The sequence below is a fragment of the Nocardia sp. NPDC046473 genome, assembly GCF_040645995.1.
In the GTDB taxonomy this organism is placed as follows: Bacteria; Actinomycetota; Actinomycetes; order Mycobacteriales; family Mycobacteriaceae; genus Nocardia.
This window is the reverse complement of sequence record NZ_JBEYZJ010000015.1, coordinates 136,880-155,402: the sequence shown is the minus strand read 5'-3', so window position 1 is coordinate 155,402 and position 18,523 is coordinate 136,880. Positions and strand designations below refer to the sequence as shown.

At 65.1% G+C, this 18,523-nt stretch carries 19 protein-coding genes and 1 pseudogene; 7 read left to right on the top strand and 13 right to left on the bottom strand.

Going from position 1 to position 18,523, the window contains the following annotated elements; all coding sequences use genetic code 11:
• Positions 1-82: 82 nt before the first annotated feature.
• Positions 83-586, top strand: a complete 504-nt coding sequence (locus ABZ942_RS42115; RefSeq protein ID WP_357391878.1) for a DUF3291 domain-containing protein — start codon at positions 83-85, stop codon at positions 584-586.
• 301 nt (positions 587-887) lie between these two features.
• On the opposite strand, the gene ABZ942_RS42110 is transcribed toward ABZ942_RS42115, so the two are convergent.
• The gene (locus ABZ942_RS42110; protein ID WP_357391877.1) at positions 888-1,811 is read right to left on the bottom strand and encodes a hypothetical protein; all 924 of its coding nucleotides are present in this window, start codon (positions 1,809-1,811) and stop codon (positions 888-890) included.
• A 277-nt stretch (positions 1,812-2,088) separates the two neighbouring features.
• Between ABZ942_RS42110 and ABZ942_RS42105 the strand changes: the two genes are divergently transcribed.
• Complete coding sequence (locus ABZ942_RS42105; protein ID WP_357391876.1) at positions 2,089-2,727, top strand: DUF6461 domain-containing protein; 639 nt, start codon at positions 2,089-2,091, stop codon at positions 2,725-2,727.
• Positions 2,728-3,198: 471 nt separating this feature from the next.
• Here ABZ942_RS42105 and ABZ942_RS42100 read toward each other — a convergent pair whose 3' ends face one another.
• Positions 3,199-4,581, bottom strand: coding sequence for a hypothetical protein (locus ABZ942_RS42100; RefSeq protein ID WP_357391875.1), 1,383 nt, complete (start codon positions 4,579-4,581; stop codon positions 3,199-3,201).
• A 354-nt stretch (positions 4,582-4,935) separates the two neighbouring features.
• On the opposite strand from ABZ942_RS42100, the pseudogene ABZ942_RS42095 reads away from it, so the two are divergent.
• Positions 4,936-5,034, top strand: a pseudogene (locus tag ABZ942_RS42095) (transposase); the annotation flags it as partial.
• Between the two features lie 311 nt (positions 5,035-5,345).
• Here ABZ942_RS42095 and ABZ942_RS42090 read toward each other — a convergent pair.
• From ABZ942_RS42090 to ABZ942_RS42065, 6 genes are all read right to left on the bottom strand, one after another.
• Positions 5,346-6,029 carry a TetR family transcriptional regulator gene (locus ABZ942_RS42090; RefSeq protein WP_357391874.1) on the bottom strand — a complete coding sequence of 228 codons (684 nt, stop codon included), beginning with the start codon at positions 6,027-6,029 and terminating at the stop codon, positions 5,346-5,348.
• Positions 6,030-6,031: 2 nt separating this feature from the next.
• On the bottom strand, positions 6,032-6,862 hold the full coding sequence (locus ABZ942_RS42085) for an SDR family oxidoreductase (protein WP_357391873.1): 831 nt from the start codon (positions 6,860-6,862) through the stop codon (positions 6,032-6,034).
• A 190-nt stretch (positions 6,863-7,052) separates the two neighbouring features.
• The gene (locus tag ABZ942_RS42080) at positions 7,053-7,484 is read right to left on the bottom strand and encodes a pentapeptide repeat-containing protein (RefSeq protein ID WP_357391959.1); all 432 of its coding nucleotides are present in this window, start codon (positions 7,482-7,484) and stop codon (positions 7,053-7,055) included.
• 309 nt (positions 7,485-7,793) lie between these two features.
• Entirely contained in the window at positions 7,794-8,705 is a 912-nt protein-coding gene (locus tag ABZ942_RS42075) for an aromatic prenyltransferase (protein ID WP_357391872.1), read from the bottom strand.
• A gap of 357 nt (positions 8,706-9,062) precedes the next feature.
• A complete protein-coding gene (locus tag ABZ942_RS42070; RefSeq protein WP_357391871.1) occupies positions 9,063-10,295 on the bottom strand; it encodes a hypothetical protein in 1,233 nt (410 codons plus the stop codon).
• Between the two features lie 196 nt (positions 10,296-10,491).
• Positions 10,492-11,421 carry a LysR family transcriptional regulator gene (locus ABZ942_RS42065; RefSeq protein ID WP_357391870.1) on the bottom strand — a complete coding sequence of 310 codons (930 nt, stop codon included), beginning with the start codon at positions 11,419-11,421 and terminating at the stop codon, positions 10,492-10,494.
• An 82-nt stretch (positions 11,422-11,503) separates the two neighbouring features.
• Here ABZ942_RS42065 and ABZ942_RS42060 point away from each other — a divergent pair, with 82 nt between their 5' ends.
• Entirely contained in the window at positions 11,504-12,340 is an 837-nt protein-coding gene (locus ABZ942_RS42060) for an NAD(P)H-binding protein (RefSeq protein WP_357391869.1), read from the top strand.
• 394 nt (positions 12,341-12,734) lie between these two features.
• Here the strand turns inward: ABZ942_RS42060 and ABZ942_RS42055 are convergent, their stop codons facing one another.
• Positions 12,735-12,950, bottom strand: a complete 216-nt coding sequence (locus ABZ942_RS42055; protein ID WP_357391868.1) for a hypothetical protein — start codon at positions 12,948-12,950, stop codon at positions 12,735-12,737.
• Between the two features lie 57 nt (positions 12,951-13,007).
• Here ABZ942_RS42055 and ABZ942_RS42050 point away from each other — a divergent pair, with 57 nt between their 5' ends.
• A complete protein-coding gene (locus ABZ942_RS42050) occupies positions 13,008-13,496 on the top strand; it encodes a TetR family transcriptional regulator C-terminal domain-containing protein (protein ID WP_357391867.1) in 489 nt (162 codons plus the stop codon).
• Between the two features lie 142 nt (positions 13,497-13,638).
• Here ABZ942_RS42050 and ABZ942_RS42045 read toward each other — a convergent pair whose 3' ends face one another.
• The gene (locus tag ABZ942_RS42045) at positions 13,639-14,328 is read right to left on the bottom strand and encodes a hypothetical protein (protein ID WP_357391866.1); all 690 of its coding nucleotides are present in this window, start codon (positions 14,326-14,328) and stop codon (positions 13,639-13,641) included.
• Between the two features lie 331 nt (positions 14,329-14,659).
• On the opposite strand from ABZ942_RS42045, the gene ABZ942_RS42040 reads away from it, so the two are divergent.
• Entirely contained in the window at positions 14,660-15,067 is a 408-nt protein-coding gene (locus tag ABZ942_RS42040; protein WP_357391865.1) for a hypothetical protein, read from the top strand.
• A gap of 28 nt (positions 15,068-15,095) precedes the next feature.
• On the opposite strand, the gene ABZ942_RS42035 is transcribed toward ABZ942_RS42040, so the two are convergent.
• Positions 15,096-15,851 (bottom strand): SDR family oxidoreductase, encoded by a 756-nt coding sequence (locus tag ABZ942_RS42035; RefSeq protein ID WP_357391864.1) that lies wholly within the window; start codon positions 15,849-15,851, stop codon positions 15,096-15,098.
• Positions 15,852-16,469: 618 nt separating this feature from the next.
• Here ABZ942_RS42035 and ABZ942_RS42030 point away from each other — a divergent pair.
• Positions 16,470-16,880: a hypothetical protein gene (locus ABZ942_RS42030; protein WP_357391863.1), complete on the top strand. Its 411-nt coding sequence runs from the start codon at positions 16,470-16,472 to the stop codon at positions 16,878-16,880.
• A gap of 203 nt (positions 16,881-17,083) precedes the next feature.
• On the opposite strand, the gene ABZ942_RS42025 is transcribed toward ABZ942_RS42030, so the two are convergent.
• A complete protein-coding gene (locus ABZ942_RS42025) occupies positions 17,084-17,809 on the bottom strand; it encodes a VOC family protein (protein ID WP_357391862.1) in 726 nt (241 codons plus the stop codon).
• 47 nt (positions 17,810-17,856) lie between these two features.
• Positions 17,857-18,459, bottom strand: coding sequence for a PadR family transcriptional regulator (locus ABZ942_RS42020; RefSeq protein ID WP_357391861.1), 603 nt, complete (start codon positions 18,457-18,459; stop codon positions 17,857-17,859).
• Positions 18,460-18,523: the final 64 nt, after the last annotated feature.

Genomic DNA, 18,523 nt, shown 5'->3' with positions numbered 1-18,523 from the left:
GTGGACACGGCCGGGCTCCACCGTGGCCCGCGCACTCGGCCGCGGACCGAAATGTCTGTCCACAAAGCAGAAAGCAATGCCCGTGAGCAACATCGCGCTTTACACGTTCGGCTTGCTCGACCCCGCCATGGAGCCGGCCGCGCTGGCCGACCTCTCCAGCCGGGGCGACGAGATCTACAGTGCCGGCGACCACGCCCCCGGCTTCCTCGGCCGAGCCGAGGAAGGCTATGACGGGGACGCGATCCATCAACCCGGACAAGACTTCGGGCGCTGGGGGTCCTACGTGCTACCCCTCGGCCTTCCGGACCTGGCGGGTCACGATCCGCACGCCCACATCGCGACCTTGAGCCTGTGGCGGGACGTCGGGACCGCACGTCTGTTCGTCTACAGAGGACTGCACCGCGAGGCTCTGCAACTCAGGTACGACTGGTTCCTGAAGGGGTCCTGGCCGGGGCACGTCCTCTGGAGCGTCGAGGACGGCTCGGTGCCCCGCTGGTCAGACGGCGTGGCCGAACTCGAGGCTCTTGCCCGGGACGGGGCGTCCGCACAACGCTTCACCTTCGGCTCGCAATGGGGCCGGACATGAGCACGGCGGACACCTGCTGGTCCACGATGGACAGCGCCGCGCCATGTCCGGTCAACCTGTGACGCGGCCCGGCCGCGCGGCTCCCGGAAAGATCAACGGGCCGAGATCATCTCGACGCACCATAATGCGTTCGTGCGTCCGGGAACGTCCGCAATTGCCGCTGCGAGGGCGTTGGTAAAGTGCCCAGATCGGTTGGCCGACAGGGCATCCCGACGCGCGGTAAGTAGCCGATTATGTGGTGTTCGCGGGTTGGTGAGGTCCGGGCCATTGTGCTGCTATACCCTGTCGGGCCGCGCGGTGGTCAGCTTGTCTGCACCGGAGCGAGGTCGACGTCGGCGGGTGGGCGGATGCGGCGCAGGGTGCCGTCGAAAGCGCTGACGTACAGGGCCCAACCCTCGCCGTCGGGTCCGATGCGCACCGAGGCCGGGCCGTTCCATCCGGGCGAGATACTGGTGGCGATTGCGCAGGTGGCGCCGGTGGCCGGATCCATGCGGACGATGCTGCCGCCGATGTGTGCGGCCACGTACAAGGAGCCGTCCGCGGCGGCGGTGAGGTCATCATCGCCGGGAAGCAAGCCATCGACGCGACCGACCACCGTCCAATGGGCCGGGTCGTTCAGTGGGATGCGGTAGACCTGGCCGGTGAACAGGTCGTCGGTGTATACGGCCGCATGGTCCGGGGACAGCGCCAAGCCTTCGCCTCGCGGGACCGGGCCCCAGTTCGGTTGCACCGCACCGGTGTCGTGGTCGTAGCGGGTGACTCCGGCGGAGGGGCCGCCCTCGGTGCCGACCCATGTGGTCAGCAGGTCGCCGTTCGGAAGTCGAAGCAGGCCGTTGCCGCCCATGTCGGTGATGTGGGTCACTGCCCCGGTGGTGGTATCGAGCGCTTGTACACCGGCACCGCTGTCGGCGCGGCCCATGAAGTACAGCGTGGAACCGTCTCGCTGCAGTCCGAGGGGTCCGCCGGTGGCGTCGAGCGCGACCGTGACGTTCCCCGACGCGTCCACGTCGTACAGTTTGTGCGCGTCGGCGCCGGACACATAGAACCCGCCGTTTCCGTCTGTCTCCAGGTTCTCCAGTTGCCCCAGCCCCGACGCGAGGGTGTCCGTCTGCCACCCTGCGCACCCGGTAACGCCGACCGGCTGCGCGGACGCGCTCGACATCGTCCCCGCCAGCACTGCAGCCACCATTCCGGCAGCACCGAATCCCATGCCCGTCAATCGCATACGGCTCACACTAGATCCCTTTCGCCCTGTTCTCTTATGTAGCAGCCCAATTCGCGCAGGTGAGAGCCTCGGGACTGCATCCCCGGTCTGGAATCCTTGCCATGATGTCGCGTCCGCTGTCGTGCCGTATGTCACTGCTTCCATCGCCGACTGCAGCGGAACTGCGGATGTGCGAACCCGCACGTCGACCATCGTTCTCACCCCGTCCGGCGCGCCGACCGGTGAAGCGGGCGATGATGAACCCGACACGAACATGGTTCCGATAGGCGAGGACAGTATGGCTACACCCGGATTTCCGCCGAATTCCCTTGACCCCGAAGGTGTTCCGTTGTGGATCAGCGGGCTGGCGAGCGACGATCCCAATCACTGCGTGCACGTGGTCCGTGGACTCGAACCCGCCGCGGCACTCGAAGCGCTAGGAGCCAAGGCGCGTCTGTTCCGGCCATGCGAACTTCCAGCAGACAAGCCGGACGAGTTGACCTCCCTGCCAGCGGCGGCGCTCGGCACCGAGCGAGGCGACACCGCGACGCTGCTGGCGGGGCGGGTCGGCGAATGGACCTTTATCTATGACGATTTCGGCGCCACCGACGACGCGGCGGTTCTCTCGGCTGACGGTCGCGTAGCCGCGACGAGCTACTTCTCCATCAATGCCGACGCGAGCCTGACCTACTACGCCGACGGGAACGAAATCGCCTGGATCAACGTCGACGACCTCGAACTCGACACCGACCTGGCCGACCTACCCGAGGAACTGCGCGCGGCGTTCGAAGCGGCCGGCACCGTCGACCACGACTACCTCGACCCGGGCGAGGCCGATTTCGCCATCGGCCTGCGTGCGATCAGCGCACTCGCAGGCATCCACTACACCCTCGACGACCTACGCCAAATCCCGTTGCTGGTCACACCTTTCGGCTGAATCGGGCGCTCGATTACCTCGGCGGTCGCCGCATAGGTTCGACAGGCAACGCACCGAGCCATCTGCGTTCGCTGAGATCCCTACCGGGCGATCGGTATCGCGGGGACCGCCGAGTTGGTGGAGGTGTCACGGTGGATCGCGCGCGTCTTCTCCGGTGCGGATCACAGCTTTCGGTGCCTGATTCACCAATTCGGTACGTGCGGGCGGGTAGCGCGGCTGCGTCCGGCGTTGCCGCCAGGCGGACGCGCGTCCGGGTGATGGTGTCGGGCGGGTGGCGTCGAAAGCGCGCTCATCGGCTATGTGCGCGCGTTGGGAAGTGCTGTCAGCCAGCCAGTTTGGACGGATGACCAACGCGTGCCACGCGGCGGGTGAATGCGAGCGAGCGAGCTCAACGCGGACCTCTCGAGTCGCGCCAGTGTTGCTGAATCCCGCTCGCCGGGCCAACACCGCGTTATTCGCCGTAGTCTCCGGTCATGGCACGGGCCATGTGTGAACTGGAGTGCCGGTGTGCGAGTGCTCGACATATCGCCGGGTCATCTCACCCAGCGCCGCAATTCGCCCCATGCCGTGCTCCTCGAGGTAGCGCACCGTCTGCGTCTGCCAGACAGCGCCGGTACGGCCGGATCGGACTCGCGTTTCGATGATGCCGAGGTAACGGTCGCGGTCGTCCGTGTCCACACCCCAGGCATCGAGCCCGGCCGCGGCTGTCGACAGCAGGACCTCATCGGTGAGCCGGTCGGCCGGGTAGTCGATGCCCCGCCAGCACAGCCGCGCCGCCAGCCCGTCGCGGGCCGCGCGATGCAGGTCCCGCTCCGCCACCGCGAAGGGGATCCGACTGGAAGGGACATCGTCGCTGTCGACGATCGCGCGGATCAGTCCGTAGTAGAAGGCGGCGTTGGCGACCATGTCGGCGGCGGTCGGTCCGCTGGGCAGCACTCGGTTCTCGATGCGTAACTGCGGGCATCCCGCTTGGACGTCGTATACCGGGCGGTTCCAGCGCCAGACCGTGCCGTTGTGCAATCGAAGCTCGCGCAGGCTCGGGACACACCCGGCCTGCAGGGCGGCATCGGGATCTTCGGCGTCCAGCGTCGGAAAAAGCGGCGGGAAAAGCCGCACCAGCTCGTCGAAGAGCTCCACTGGGCCGTTGACCCATCCGTCTCCCAGCCGAACGCGCGCCGGTGCGCCGACCCGGACGTCCCTGGGTCGGCGGCTGTCCAGCAACTGCTCCAATAGCATGATGCGAGTTTCCTGCCAAGCCTGGCGGGTGAGTAGGTATGGCGAATTCGCGGCCACTGCGACCTGGGCCCCGGCGATCATTTGGGCGGCGTTGTAGTAGTCGGCGAACGAGTCGGGTGGCACCCGCAGGTGCAGTTGCAGGCTGGTCGCGGCAGCATCGGGAGCCGGTGCGTCGGTGGTGAACTCCACCGGCTCTACCCCGTCGAGGATGCGTACCAGGAACGGTCTGTGGCGCGCGGCACGCAGGCGCTTACACAGCAGCGCGTAGCGTGGGTTGGCCGAGATCCGCTCGAGGGTCAGCTGCTCGGCACTGACAGTGGGCAGCATGCCGACAGCCACCAGCCGAGCGCCCAACCCCTCGATCCGCGCCCCACAGCGGTCCAGCACGTCGGCGAGTTCGCGTTCCCAGTCGTGCAGCACGCTGCCCTGCAGCCGACGTGGAGCCAGGTTCAGCTCCACGTTGAACTGACCGAGTTCTTCCTGCATGTCCGCCCGGCCCAGACGTGCCAGAACCAAGTCATTGATCAGCCGCGGGCGGCCCAACGGGTCCACGAGATCGAACTCGACCTCCATACCCACGGTGTCTTCATGGCCGACGAACCAGCCACCATCGACCATGCACTGCAACGCTGCAACACAGCGCTGGAGCCTATGTCGCACCTCGTCGTCGTGGCCAGCGATCAAGGCCGACGTGTCGACGCGCTTGCCCACGCGCACCACCTCACAGAACGGCTGGGCCCCAACCCCGCTCCAGCGCGCAGACCATCACAATCTCGAATTGACTTTACGCCCGGCTGGTCATTCGGGGGTCCGTTACCAGCCCATCGGACCGCCCACTCTTTTGCCGCTCGGTGTCCGCGGATGCGCGGGATGGCGGCATCAGCGCGCACTGCCGGCGGCCGGGAGGCGCTCGGCCCGTTGGTCTTCCGTGCGCCCGCGCAGACCGATGCGGGATTCCGGTAGCGTCCCCCTCCCTACAGCAACGGCCCGGTCGAGGGCGTCAACATCAAGACCAAACTGATCAAGCGACAGATGTATGGCCGCGCAGGCTTCCGACTTCTACGACACTGAATCCTGTTGGCATAGACCGCTATTGGTCACCACCTAAAGTGCGACAGAGCCGTTATCTGGACAGCCCCCTCCGGCGTGCTGCGCGGTCTATGTTGTGGCCCCTCGGGTGTGGATGGCGCCGAAGGCCGGCACCGGGGCCGGTGCTCGGCCGCATGACGATGCCGCAGTGCGGCTGGTTTGTGGTGTTCGGGCACCACCGTTGTATCCGAGCGACCCGACGAGTCCCCTAGAGGGTGCCTGCCCGTGACGGCCGCGACCGTCACCGGCAGGCATACCGCCAGCTGGGTTGTACGTGCTTCAGGTTCGTGTGATCAGTACTTTCGGGAAGAGTCCGGCTGGGTGTGCTTGGTATTCGATGTGATGGGAGCTTGCAACAGGCCGGTGATCCCGTCGATCAACCCGGTGGCGGTATCGGCCCAGTCGGCCCAGTTGCTGGGAGCGCCCTCGGCAAGCGCGCGTTCTCGTTCCGCGCTCACGTGCACCATCAACTGTCGGGCCATTTCGCCGCGAGTGGCCCGGATCGAGGTCGGCAGGTCCGGCAGGCACCGATTGAGTCCAACACGAGCCTGCTGCAGTGACGGCGAATCCTGTGCGTCCGCAATCGCAATGGCACGGAATGCGGGATCGGTCATCACCTGGGCGATGAATCGCGCATACCAACTGGGGTTGCCAAGGGCCGCAATATGTTCGGTGAGCGGACGCACCTGGCAGGCGACCCAGTCCCACACATTCGTCGAGCCGGTCGCGTCGGCCACCATGCGCGTGCGGATGTGGTCGATGTCCGCGGCGTGCTTGCCCACGATGGCGCGCACCAGGTCGATCTTGGTGCCGAAGTGGTAGCCCACGGCGGCGGTATTGCCCTGACCGGCGGCCTCGCTGATCTGGCGGTTGGACACCGCGACTACCCCGTGTTCGGCGAACAACCGCTCCGCCGCCGCCAGGATCTGCTCGCGCGTTGCCTGCACCCGTTCGACCCGAACCGATCTGCTCCCCATCGTCACCCCCGCGTCATCGTGTTGCTGTGCAGAGCCGCGGTGACGCCGCCATCGACGAGCAGGTCGGCACCGGATATATATCCGGCCGCGGGACTGAGCAGGAATTCGGCCGCAGCGGCAACGTCGGCCGCGGTGCCGACACGGCGGGCGTTGGAGCCGTCGATCAACGCCTGGATAGCGGTGCCGTTGGCACCGGCCAACTCCGCCTGTCCCATAGGCGTTGCGATGATGCCGGGGCTGATCGAGTTGATCCGCGCCCCCTTGGCACCCCAGCTGGCACTGGCCGCTCGGACTCGAATCAGGTTGGCGCGCTTGGCGAATCCGTAGGCGGCACCGCTGGTCGCGAAGTTGGCCGGATCCGCGATGGGCAGGTCCAGTAGCTGATCGGCCGGTGTGCCTGCCAGTTCCGATGCCTGCTGCCCGGTAAAGGCCGGATAGCTGTGACCGGCCATGCTCGCGATCACGACCCCGGCCCCGCCCGGGGCGATGACCTCGCCGAATTCCTCGATCACCAGAGCCACTCCCAACAGATCCACCGCCAGAATCGCCGAGACGGGGGCCTGAACGGGCGACAGTCCAGCGGTGTGGATCACCGCCGCCACCCGCCCCAGCGATGCGGCCTGTGCGGCGAGCCCCGCCACCGCCTGCCTCGATGACACATTGGCGGCGACCGGAGTTACCCCATAGCCCTCGCCACGCAACTGCCCGGTGACCGACTCCAGTGCCCGCTCATCGAAGTCGGACAGCACCACGTGCAAACCGGGGCCGATGCGCCGCGCGATCGCGAGGCCCATACCGCCCACACCGATGACCACCGCTACGTCCCGCATCACAATCGCCCTCCGTTCCGCCCTGCCGGTCATCCGGCAGCTACGGAGAGGCTATGCGGTCCCTCAATTTAAATCAATCAGTTGAGTTACATTGTCCTCGAGTCCAGCTGTTCTCGGCATACTCAGGGGAGTGGGCCAGGCCCCGGCCGCCAGCCGCGCGAAGTAGTCCGGAGCATGCCGCCGATGTCCCCTCTCACCTTCCCGGTGCAGTCAAAACGGTTGCGACGCAATACCAATCACCGGCCATAGAAGTCGAGCGCCCGGACATGATCGCGCTCTTGCCACGACTCGAAGCCCACGTGGCACGCATCCGTTGCCGACCACCACCAACCCGGGAAATGACCGAGCCCCGCGACCAGCGGAACGTGCGCACCGACCGCACGTCCTCAGCGTCGAGGAACGTCGCCCCAATGAACGAGGCCAAGCCGCTGAATGTCGCCTCGTCGAATCGAGCAGTTCGGGAGAATCTTGCGCGGCTGAGATCGAGGTCTTCGAGATGGGCGGTGCGGAAGTCGAAGTCGCTTGTCGACCAGCGATATTCGGCCTCGAAACGTAGGACACCGGTCCCAGCATCGCCGTGGAGTAGCCTTCGCCGACATTGAGCACATCGCCCAACGCGCGATATGCGGCTATGCGCGCGTTGGGAAGTGCTGCCAGACGGTCAGTTTGGACGGCCGGCCAACGCGGGCCCAGCGGCTAGTTGCGGGCGTTGAGAAGCTGCGCGAGCCAGCCATTCTGGACGTCTGACCACCCCACGCCTCGTGGCTACTTAAACAGATGTGGACGTTCGGGGACCGCGATAGGCGGCATATCGATCACTCGTCCCGACTGAAGTCAGGATGGATGAGTGCGATGCAAAACGACTTACGTTGATTCCGTGTGCTGAGATGTCCCGTGCCGAGGCTATGTATCACTGGTCACCGACTTCAGGGGATTAGGGCGTACTCCCTTGGGGTGCAAGTTGATCGGGGGTTCGGCCGCCGGGGACGGTAACGTGCTGGGTCGAGGTGTACTCGACTTGGACCTTGTAGTACCGGTCGTTCGGGCCGTAGGCGGTGTAGAAGGTGACGCCGCGGGGTCCGGTTCCAGCGGAGGGTGCGCCGGAGACGAAGCGGTCCAAAACGGGATCGAGGTGCCTCGGGAAGCTCGTGGTGTCATAGCGGACCGGGAAGCAGATGCGTTGCATCCGTGGGGAAGTCCAGGAGAAGGTGCGGTACAGGTCGAAGGTCTGGCCGAGCAGCGTGAGCTCCTGGTCGGTGGCCGCGACGAAGCCGAGGTCGGCCAGGATGGTGCTGATGTCGGCGGCGGTGAGCTGACCGGGGGTGAATGGCTGTGAGTAGAGGTTCATGGTGCGACTGGTGAAATCCAGCGCCAGTATCCCGATTTCGCCACCATAACGGCTCAGGTGTGCGGCGTGCGCACGTGCCGCCTCGGGGATGCCCGCGAATCCGAGTATGCGTTCCACGCTGATCAATTCGGGGAACATCAGCCAGATCTTCTCGACTCCGCTAGCGACCCCGACGTCGACACCGAAGGACGTCGACACGGCCGCGGGAATGTCGGTGAGCAGTTGTTCCATCGGATGCCCGGTGAACTCCAGCAGCCCGGCTTTGCGGAGCGCCGTCACCGGATCGGTGCCCGGGCGGGGGTTCAGCAACCGCACGTTCAGTCCCCGCTGCGCGACCGGATGCGTGGTCGTGCGAACGCCGATCACGGAGGTGGTCCACAGATCCCCGAGGGCTGCGAGCACCGGATCCATCACCGCCGGGTCGTATCGAACCTCGGCCAGGCGTGCGAATTCCTGCAGATCCTGTCGGATCCGATCGAGCGTCACGACAACGGACATGCCCTAGTCACCTCGATTGTCCATCGAACTTCCACACCACGCCACCGATGGCTATGCGTAGCGCTGCTCAGGATAGCTGGGCCGCGCCCGTCGGACATCGGGGTCGACAAATCCGCCAACCATCCTGTCATAGCATCTTTGTGATCACCTGACTCGGACAGTCCAGGTCCACGCGCTGAGCCAGAGCTTGATCCGTGCGTCGGACATGGTCATTCCGGCGCACGGTATTCGGCCGCGCGTTCAGCGCGGTCGCTCCATCGCTGGCGTAGACCTCATGACCAGCGAGATCCTGCCAGGATCTTGACGCAAGACACGCCCCTGGACATGTCTGAGCCGGTCATCGCCAACAAGGCCGCATTACTGCTTGCGATGCTTCGCGGATCGTCCCCCGGATCGTTTGGCCGGATGAGGCGCAGTCTCGGTCGGGGCTGTTGTGGGGGGCTCGAGCCGGCGGCGGAGGTCGCTGGTTCGATCGACAGTAGAGCGAACCAGATCGGTAGTCAGATAGTCGTCGACCTCATCTGGTCCGAGGATCAGGTCTTCGGCTCGAAATAGCTGCTCGAGGGCAGACTTCGGCTTGTCGTGGCGAAACAGCCAATCCCCGTACCTGACTCGCAGCATCGACTCTGCAGGAGCCGAATCGACCGCGGCGATTGATTCGAGCCACAGTTCGTCGGCAGCGGCAGCGGCGCCTTCTCCATCGGCCAGATAGTCCAGGAGGCGTTCGGTCGCGTCGCATAGCTTGACTACGTACAGAACTGACGCCTCGACTGTCAGTTCGCGCCAGAGCTCCACAGACTCTGTGGCCGCCACAATCATTCCGGAGGTATCGCCCGCGTTTTGCCGCGACACAGCAAGCTGGGCGAGCGCGTCGGCAAGATGTTCCTTGTCGAAGTCGTCGTCCTCGATCAACTCCCGCCGGATGGCTATCTCCCGATCGACAGCAGCACACGCGGCAGGGTGATTGCCCAGCTGTCTGTGTACGGTCGCGAGTCCCTCGAGCGACTCCGCGAGTTTGAGTGGGTTACGAAATGAGATGGTCGAGTATGTGGCAACTTGTCTCTCCCAATATGCCAGCTGCAATGAGAGTCTAACCTTCTTCTGCTCGGCGGTCTGTTCAGCGGCGATGCGTTGGTGCTCTTGGTATTCGAGCTCGCGTTGGCGCTGTTCCTGCTGCAGGCGATACTCTTCGGCGCGCCGTTGGTCCGGCCACGCGTCGACTGGTGCGAGCCGGTCTTGCAGTTCGGCATGTCGGAGCTGGTAGACCATTCCCGCGGTGCGCAATAAGCCGATTCGATGGGCGTCATCGAGGAAGGACCGCGTGCGCCACGGCAACTTTCCGCGTAACCAGAGAATTCGGGTGCTGATCAGGAAGCTGATCCACGCTGGTTCGCTGTAAATGCCTGCCGCTAGACCGACCGCAGCGCCGAGAAGTGCAGTGACCACCAATACACTTAGAAGATAGAGATCGGCGCGGACGTGAGTGAGGACATCGAGTATCGAGACATGAGTCTGGATCAGTAGCCAGCTGTCGAAGGCGATTCCCAGCGGGAGTCCGGCCAGAAGAGCTCCATAGACGACGATCGACACCACCCTACGGCGCGAGTCCGTTAGAGAGGAGATCGGCGTACGGGACTTGAGTTTGTCGCTGACCAACGCGCGCCCAGCGGCATTATGGTGCGTCGAGCGGACCGAGATGATCTCGGCCCGTTGATCTTTCCGGGAGTCGCGTAGACGGACCGATCTCAGACCGGCAACGGGTCCTGCCCGAGGAACTGGTGCCCCTTCACGGCGGACTCGCACACGGCAGCGAACCCGTGGGCGAGTTCGCGAGATATTGCGTGACGAGGTGTTCGAACGCGCGGGTCGCGGCCCCGGGGGTGCGACCGGTGGGCGTGGCCAAGGAAATGGGCCAATCCAAGTCGGCGCCGGTGACAGGCAGGATGCTGAGATCGTTGCCGGATGGAATGACTGCGCGGGGCAGCAGGGCGATGCCCAGGTGTTGCCGGACGAAGTCCGTGCCTGCGTCGATATCGGTGATCTCGAGGCTGACTCGACGCTGGAGTCCGGCGGCGGTGAAGGCGCGATCGGTCACGGCGCGGTTTCCGTACCCGGGCGGGAAGTCGATGAAGGACTCGTCGGCCAATTCTGAAATCGCTACTTCGTTGCGGTCGGCGAGGCGATGATCTCGGGGAACCACCAGATCCAAGGGTGTGGATGTCAGATCCCGCAGGTGTGTCGCCGCGGGTGGATGTCCACGGATCGAGACAAAGGCGACGTCGAGGCGGCCCTGGGCCAGTGCGGCGAGAAGTCCGGGAGATCCGCCGGCCGATGCCGCCGTCGCGAGCCGCAGGGTCACGGCGGGAAGTTCGCGATGGAATCGGCCGAGCAGTGCTGGTAAGTCGATCAGCCCGAGTGAACTCATGGTCCCGATACGCAGTGTGCCGCGCAGTCCACCTTTGACGGCGTGCACGGCGTCGCGAGCGTCGCGGGCGGCGTCGAGCGTGGCCCGGGCTTTCGGGAGCAGTTCGCGCCCGGCATCAGTGAGCCCGACCCGCCGGGTCGTGCGCAACAACAGCGGGGTTTCCAGCTCACGTTCCAGGGCGGCGATCGTTGCCGATACCGCGGACTGCACGACGTGCAGCCGGGCCGCGGCACGGGTGAAGCTGGACTCTTCGGCCACGGCGACGAAGCACTCCAGCTGGCGCAACTCCACCGCTGAATTATCGCACACGGTGATCAATGTGATCGGTATTCTTCGTTGGACTTGATCACCGAGTCGATGCAGGGTGAAGGACATGACCATCTTGATCACCGGTGTCCGTGGCGGTATCGGCGCCGGCCTGCTGCGCCGCCTACACACCTCCGGCCACGATGTCCGGGCGGCCAGCCGCGTCCCGGCGAAGAGCGACCTGCCGGCCGCTGTCCGAGTCGTTGAGCTCGACCTCGCGGACCCGTCGACCTTCGCTCCCGCGCTGGCCGGCGTCACCGATGTATTCCTCTACGCCGAGCCGGCCGGAATCGAGGCATTGCTCGCGGCAGCGGTGACAGCCCGGGTGCGGCGGGTGGTGCTGCTCTCGTCGGACTCGGTGACCCTGCCCACCGCCGAGCGCAACGCGCTGGCTCGGCATCACCTCCTGGTGGAACGGGCACTACTCGCCGCACCGCTCACCGCGACCCTGCTGCGGCCCGGCGGTTTCGCCACCATGACCTTGGGCTGGGCCGAGTCGATCCGTGCCGGACGGCCGGTCGAGCAGGCCTACCCGCACGCCCGGCTGGATCCCATCCACCCCGAAGACATCGCCGACGTCGCCGAGCTGGCACTGACCACCGACACATTGGACGGCGAGACGATCAGCCTGGGCGGCCCGCAGGTACTCAGCTTCGGTGACCAGGTGCAGACGCTAGGTGAGCTGCTCGAACGCCGGATCGAGCTGCGTGAACCGACCCGAGAGCAGGCGGCCGAGCAGCTGCGCGGTCATGTGCCCGCGCCGCTGGTCGAGGCGGTACTGGACTATTGGTCGCAATTGCCAGGGAAGCAGACCGAAGCCGCGCGCTCCGTCGAGCGGATCACCGGCCGCCCCGGCCGCACATTCCGCCAGTGGGCCACCGAGCACCTCGCTATGTTCCGGTGAACTGCCACAACGGTTTTGGGCGCAGGGCCAGCATGGATGCCGCGTTGAGCGGCGGATAGACGACTGAACACAAGCTGTGCTCCTGCGGCCAGGGCTGTGCTCTCTATCTACAGGAGTACGAATCATTAGGTGTGCGGTAATCGGCAATACCGCGCACTTTAGTTGACTAAAGCCAGCCCGCAATCAGCTTCCGAGTGGCGGGCTGTCAGCTATCCGCCACTCCGGGGGAGGACACGTCCCGCGCCGTCCCTCCGCGATTCGCCCGAACCCGTTCTGCGCTGATCAACGGCGTTTCGCTCGTCCGCCCCGTCCGCCGCGTGCCACCCGGCCCGCCGGATTTCGCCGTGTCCGGTTGCCAATTCCGGGCCATTCGGGGCTCTTCACGATTGAGTCGTCATGAAATGAAGCGGTGGATGGCCTCGTTGGCGTGGTCCTGAAACGACGGGTTGGCCAAGTCGGGGAAGATTTCCGCTTGGTTGACCAAGGGGCCCGTCAATTTGTTGGCCGCGCTGGCGTAGAACACGCCACTGGACAGGGTCGGGTCGGTGACACCGTCGACCAGTCGCTTCGCACCGACCTCGAGCTTGTGGGAAATCCCTAAGGCGGGCATGACGTATTTGGCCGCTAAACGCAGCGGTAGCGCAAGGTCGTTCGAGGCTTCGGTACCTTGGAAGACGTCAAAGTGGCGGCGGCAGTCAGCGGCTCACAGCTGTATCACTACTTCCCGGACAAGAACGACCTCGTCCAGGCGGTCATCGACTACCAAGCCGACACCATCGTCGAACACCATCGGCACGCGCTCACCGGCACGAACGGAGTCGAAGCCTGGCGGAACATGGTGATCACCGCGGCGAGACAGACCCAAGCAGAGGGCGGCTGCCCACTAGGTTCGCTAGGTGGTCAACTCGCCGAGAACGACCCCGAGGCCCGAGCGCTCATCGCGGCCGGGTTCGATCAGTGGACAGCCGCGATCAGCGACGGGCTCAAAATCCTTCATGCCGACGGGAAGCTTCCACCCGGCATCGACCCGGACGACCTCGCCACCACTCTGCTCGCGACGCTCCAAGGAGCGACACTCCTCGCCCAGGTGCAACGCAGTAGCCGGCCATTCGAAACCGCGGTCGATACCCTTCTCGCCCTTGCTATCCAGGCTTGAGCCCCTACTAAGACGATGCTTCGAGACCGACGAGTAGGCCCGGAGTATTGCCCGTGATCTGCGCCAACAGCGGAACTATCGGCGGTCTGTCCGTTCCCCGCCGGTTCAGCGCCAAGTGCTGTGTTATCTGAAGCCACAGACTTCAGCCCGTAGCATCCTTCTGGCAGAATTCGCGAGAACCGCCTGCCGCCAGACAACCTTCAAATGCCTGCCGCTTACGCTCGGCGGCCTGATGGTCTTCTCGCGCTTTATCCCCGTCGGTCGGGGTGATGTTGGTGATGTCGTAACGGAAGTAGACGGTGGAGTCCGAGGAGCCCTCCGGGGCGTCAGAGACCGTCGTCGGCATGACACCCGGCTGGGGTGGCCACACATACACGGTCTTGTGCATGAGCTGCTGGTCCCCTCCAGCAGGGTCCCGGTCCCAGAGGTCGACCACGAAGACGAATGGGTGGTCTTTGGCCTTGTCGCCAGTGAAAGTCGAGATGATCTCGGTCTTTCCGCTCGGCGAAGCTTTGAGAGACCCGGACTGGATCCCCTCGTTCAAGGGCCGGTTCTCCTCGCACACCTCCACGGCTTCATCCCTGTCCGCCCGGAAGAACGCGTATCCACCGGCGACGTTTCCATCTTCCATATGGATGGTTCCGTAGATCTCGGCGCAATGCTCGTGGGGGTCGATACGGTGAGAGATATCTTCGATCTGCACCTCATAGATCTTCAGCTTGTACCTGCCCGGGGGATAGTCGTTCGCCGCCGACGCGGGCTGCGGGGCCAGGCACAACCCCGCTGTAGCGGCGGCGGCGATCATGCGGGCGCAGCTTCGCAGAACAGTCACAGACCCACCTGCCCTTGGTGAGTCCCTCGAGTACCACGCGACGTGCTCATTACGGCGAGCACGGTGAACAGAACCGGGATCTTGCGCACGTATCTCCAATCGTCGAACCAGATATGGATGGGATCCGGAAACACCCACCGCACCTTGGTGATTCGGCGCGAACCTACCGAGGGATGGAAAATTGCCGGGTTGCTCCGAACTTCGCCGGTAGAAGCCGTCCAGGGGCCGAATTGTTCGGCCGCGCAACAGCCGTCGTACGGCTCAGCCGCGCACTGCCGACACCCACGGCCACAGACAAGCCGCTACCCACTCAAGATGTGCGTGCGTTCGGTTGGCCTCGGATCGGCACGGCCAGTGGATCTTCCGCCGCACCGCGGCCGCCAAGATCTCCTTGTTCGAAGCGATCGAAACTCAGCACGTCGACATCTTCTGTCGGAAGGTGACGATTCCCAGCCCGGGCTCGCTGGCCGGCTCGAGTTCGGGGTGGTTGCCGATGAATGTGGCCGCATGTTCGGCCAACGTGATGTCTTGGTCGATGGCGTCGCGGAAGGTGTTTGCGCCGAAGGTTTTCAGCGACAACCATAGTTTGAGCGCACACAGGCCGCGATGCGGGCGTCTGCATCGCGAGATCGACTTCGGCACAGAACGTCCGCCCTTTGCCGCATCGCCGCTGCGCGAACGTTGCGCATGCGTCCAATTCGTTCCGCATCGGTTGGAATTGCCGAATCGCAACTTCTGAGCACGGTCGGCGAGGATCGGTGACGCGGTCATATGTATAGGGCGCGGCCGCCGTCGACGAGAAGGCGTTGGCCGGTGACGAAACCGGCTTGTTCGGAGGCGAAGAAACTGACCGCGTTCGCGACATCTGCCGGGACGCCCAGGTGACCGGCCGGTACCGTGGCGCGGTATGCCTCGATATCGGCTTCGGCTACCGCGTGGTGGCGTTCGACCGGAATGAAGCCTGGTGCAACGGTATTGACCGTGATGCCGAAGGGCGCGAGTTCGCGTGCCCAGCTCCGGGTGAGCCCGATCTGAGCGTTCTTGGCGGTGCCGTAGGCGGATCGGCCCGGCGGAGTGCGGTCGGCGACTTCGGAATCGATCTGCACGATGCGACCGAATCGGCGTTCGCGCATGCCGGGTATCACCGCGTGGCCCAGCAGCACCGGGCTCTTGACGAAGAAGTCGAGCTGGGCGAGATGATCTGCCCACGAGACCTCGGTCAGGGGCGCTTCCGGTTGTGGGCCGGTCGCATTGAGCACCAGCACGCTCACCGGGCCGAGGGTGCCGGTGATCCTGGCGACGAGGTCGTGGACCTGTTGATCGTCGGTGATATCAGCCGTCATCGTCTCGGCGACACCGCCTTGCGCGCGGATGGCGTGAACGAGCGCGTCCGCATTGTCGTGGCCGGGTAATCCATTGACTGCCACAGCCGCGCCATCGGTGGCAAGCCGACGCGCAATCGCGCTGCCCAGGCCGCGCGAACTTCCCGTCACCAGCGCCACCCGCCGATTCGGCGTAGCCATCGTTCGATCATGCCACGGGCCGGAAGCGCTGTGCGGCAACATCAGCGGCCAGCCGGTACAACATCTGCCGTCGAAGACGAACTCGATGTGGCAGATCGTTGGGTTCATGCGCATTGAAACGGTGAGAAATGCTGGCCTATCGCTCATGGTGGCGACTCCCTGCGGAATCCTGCAGCAAGGTCTGCCATGATCTCGACCGCCGCGGCCCTCGAGCGGTCGGTCGGGGCGAACCCCACGCGGCATCGAGACCCCGGTGATCTCGCCGATAATCACGGGCAGTCCCGACCTGTCGTCACCACAACCCGATTACACACTGCCGGGTATCAACCCCATTACCGCTATGCCGGGACGACGACAGACCACGGGGCATCGACCAAACCGCTTGACTTATAACGCCTTACGCTGATTATCGCTCACTCGCTTTGACTGAAGTCAGCCGGGAGAGGTGGCCGCTGCCAGTCTTAGGCTGATGTGCAGATGTTCTAGTGGCGCTGGTGGCCGACCGGTTTCGAGGTCGGCCACTGTCGCCGAGAACGCGCGGGTCGCGGCAGAAGAGTGGGTTTGTCAGCGGTGTGCGAGGTCCCGGCGGTATTCGCGGGTGTGTGGTGTGTCCCATCCGTGGCGGGTATTGCTTCCATAATCGGCTTGTCTGCCACAGCATTCGCCGCGGCCGACCCAACTGCCAAGATCGATAAAGCGGCCAGAGTCGGGTCCGAGCAAATGGATATCACCCTCACCTACAACTGCGCCGAGGGCACCGCGACGAGTCTGGTGATCGTGCTGGACCAGACGAAGCCTGCGGCATCGACCCGCCCCTCTATGTTCGACCTCGAGACCCGAGGCACAAGCGCAGAGATCAAGAACCTGACCTGCAACGGTGCTCCACAAACCAAGAAGGTGCATTCCCACGGCGGTCCCGTGAGCCCTGGCGCAGGTGGCTGGGCCGATGCGGGTGAGGGCGAAGCGGTTATGCACTTCTACCGTGATGACATAGTCGTCAAGGCAGTCAAAGCGGCCTTCAGGTGGTAGACCGGCCGAAGTTCAGAAGAGGCGTGAATCGCCCCGCATTTGATGCTCACCACCTGTGAACCCAGAACATGCCTATGTGCAGAGCGGACGCGCGCGGGGCTGGTTGGCCGTAACCGTGAGCGGTGTTGTGGCGCTGGAGGTTTCATGAGCGCGCCGGTGCGGGATTGCGACTTTCGGCGGCGGGCGTGACGGCCGATACGGCGCTAGGGCGCGAGTCCGAGGACGGCGTGCAGGTCTTCGAGGCCGGCCAGGTGCGCGGTGAGTTCGCTGCGTTCGGCGTCGGTGAGGGGGACGGCGCGGGCGCGGGTGAGGGCATCGACCGCGGCGGTGGTGTCCTCGGCGCGGATGGCGAGTTCGGCGCGGTAGGCCAACGCCTCGACCAGTTCGGTAGCCGGTGCGCGCCCCTGTTCCCGGGCCAGCATGGCGTCCAGGATCTTCGCCGCCTGCTGATTGTCGCCCTTGGAGTCGCCGAGCACGACGGCGTTCTCCAGGGCCCTGGCCAGCTTGCCGACCGCGGGCGCACTATTGCCGCCGGTACTCGGGGACGCGAAGATCCGGATCCAGTTTCCGCCGGGGTCGACGACCGTGAACCCGGAGTAATTGTCGGCGTTCTTGCGTTTCCGCGGGCGGGTCATCCGCGGGATCCCGGAGACCAGGAGCTTGCCGTGGACCGCGCGCATGCCCGCGGCGAACGCCTCGAAGAGCTGCTGGGTGTCGGGCACGAGGACCACACAACTGCCGTAGGAGTTCTCGGGCTCGAAATCCGGCATGCCGAAGAACTGTAGCTGGAGGTCTTCTCGCTGCATTCCCACGCACGGATACGGCCGGGCCTGGTAGTAGGTCCGGGTGAAGCCGAGCATGGTGTAGAACTCGACGATCTCGTCGATGGACCCGCATGGAAGCAGCGGAACGGTTATCTCGTGGGCCATGACATTTCTCCGTCTCGAAGGGAAGGTATCGTCGAAGCTCGCGGCGGCTACTCGGCCGACTGTGCGGGGCGGCGAGTGGGGGAGCCGGGCTCGTCGGCCATGCTGAATGCGCCCTCTTCCAGGCGGTGAATCAGCCGCAGGGTCCACTGGGCGCCGGTATCGGCGGTCGCCAGCCACAGCGAGAGGACCTCGCCCACCGGCCCCCAGGCGTCCAGCTCCGTGTCCGCGGGCAGGTATCCGGTGATACCGGCGCGCCAGTCACGCATCGCGTCGGCCCGGGTGCGCAGGACCTGCAGGGCCTGCTCCCTGGACAGGTCCTCGATCAGGCCCACCGCAGCACACAGGACGTCCAGCCTCGGCTCGCGGTCGGCCAAGGCTCGACGCAGGAGGCCGAGATACTCCTGCTCACCCGTTTCCGTCAGCTCGTATTCGATCCTCGGCGGGCCCCCGGCGACCGAGGGATCCATATCGGACGTCGCCGCCAGCAGACCCTGTCCGGCCATGCTCTTGAGCGCGTGATACACCGAACCCGATGTGGCAGTGGACCACTCGTGTGCACCCCAGGACTCCAGATCCGCGCGGATCTGATAGCCGTGCGCGCGACCGCGCCGGCGCAGCGCTCCCAGGACCAGAAGTCGTACCGGCTTCATGGAAACCCTTCCGCCTAGGTAGACAAATTTGACTACCAAAGGAAGAGTACGACGCTTCGGGCGT

Coding starts and splice junctions, on each gene's coding strand:
- ABZ942_RS42055 (WP_357391868.1), bottom strand. CDS start 12,950: ATGCCCGCCTTAGGGATTTCCCACAAGCTCGAGGTCGGTGCGAAGCGA.
- ABZ942_RS42020 (WP_357391861.1), bottom strand. CDS start 18,459: ATGAAGCCGGTACGACTTCTGGTCCTGGGAGCGCTGCGCCGGCGCGGT.
- ABZ942_RS42025 (WP_357391862.1), bottom strand. CDS start 17,809: ATGGCCCACGAGATAACCGTTCCGCTGCTTCCATGCGGGTCCATCGAC.
- ABZ942_RS42035 (WP_357391864.1), bottom strand. CDS start 15,851: ATGGCTACGCCGAATCGGCGGGTGGCGCTGGTGACGGGAAGTTCGCGC.
- ABZ942_RS42060 (WP_357391869.1), top strand. CDS start 11,504: ATGACCATCTTGATCACCGGTGTCCGTGGCGGTATCGGCGCCGGCCTG.
- ABZ942_RS42105 (WP_357391876.1), top strand. CDS start 2,089: ATGGCTACACCCGGATTTCCGCCGAATTCCCTTGACCCCGAAGGTGTT.
- ABZ942_RS42110 (WP_357391877.1), bottom strand. CDS start 1,811: ATGCGATTGACGGGCATGGGATTCGGTGCTGCCGGAATGGTGGCTGCA.
- ABZ942_RS42075 (WP_357391872.1), bottom strand. CDS start 8,705: ATGTCCGTTGTCGTGACGCTCGATCGGATCCGACAGGATCTGCAGGAA.
- ABZ942_RS42090 (WP_357391874.1), bottom strand. CDS start 6,029: ATGGGGAGCAGATCGGTTCGGGTCGAACGGGTGCAGGCAACGCGCGAG.
- ABZ942_RS42100 (WP_357391875.1), bottom strand. CDS start 4,581: ATGGTCGATGGTGGCTGGTTCGTCGGCCATGAAGACACCGTGGGTATG.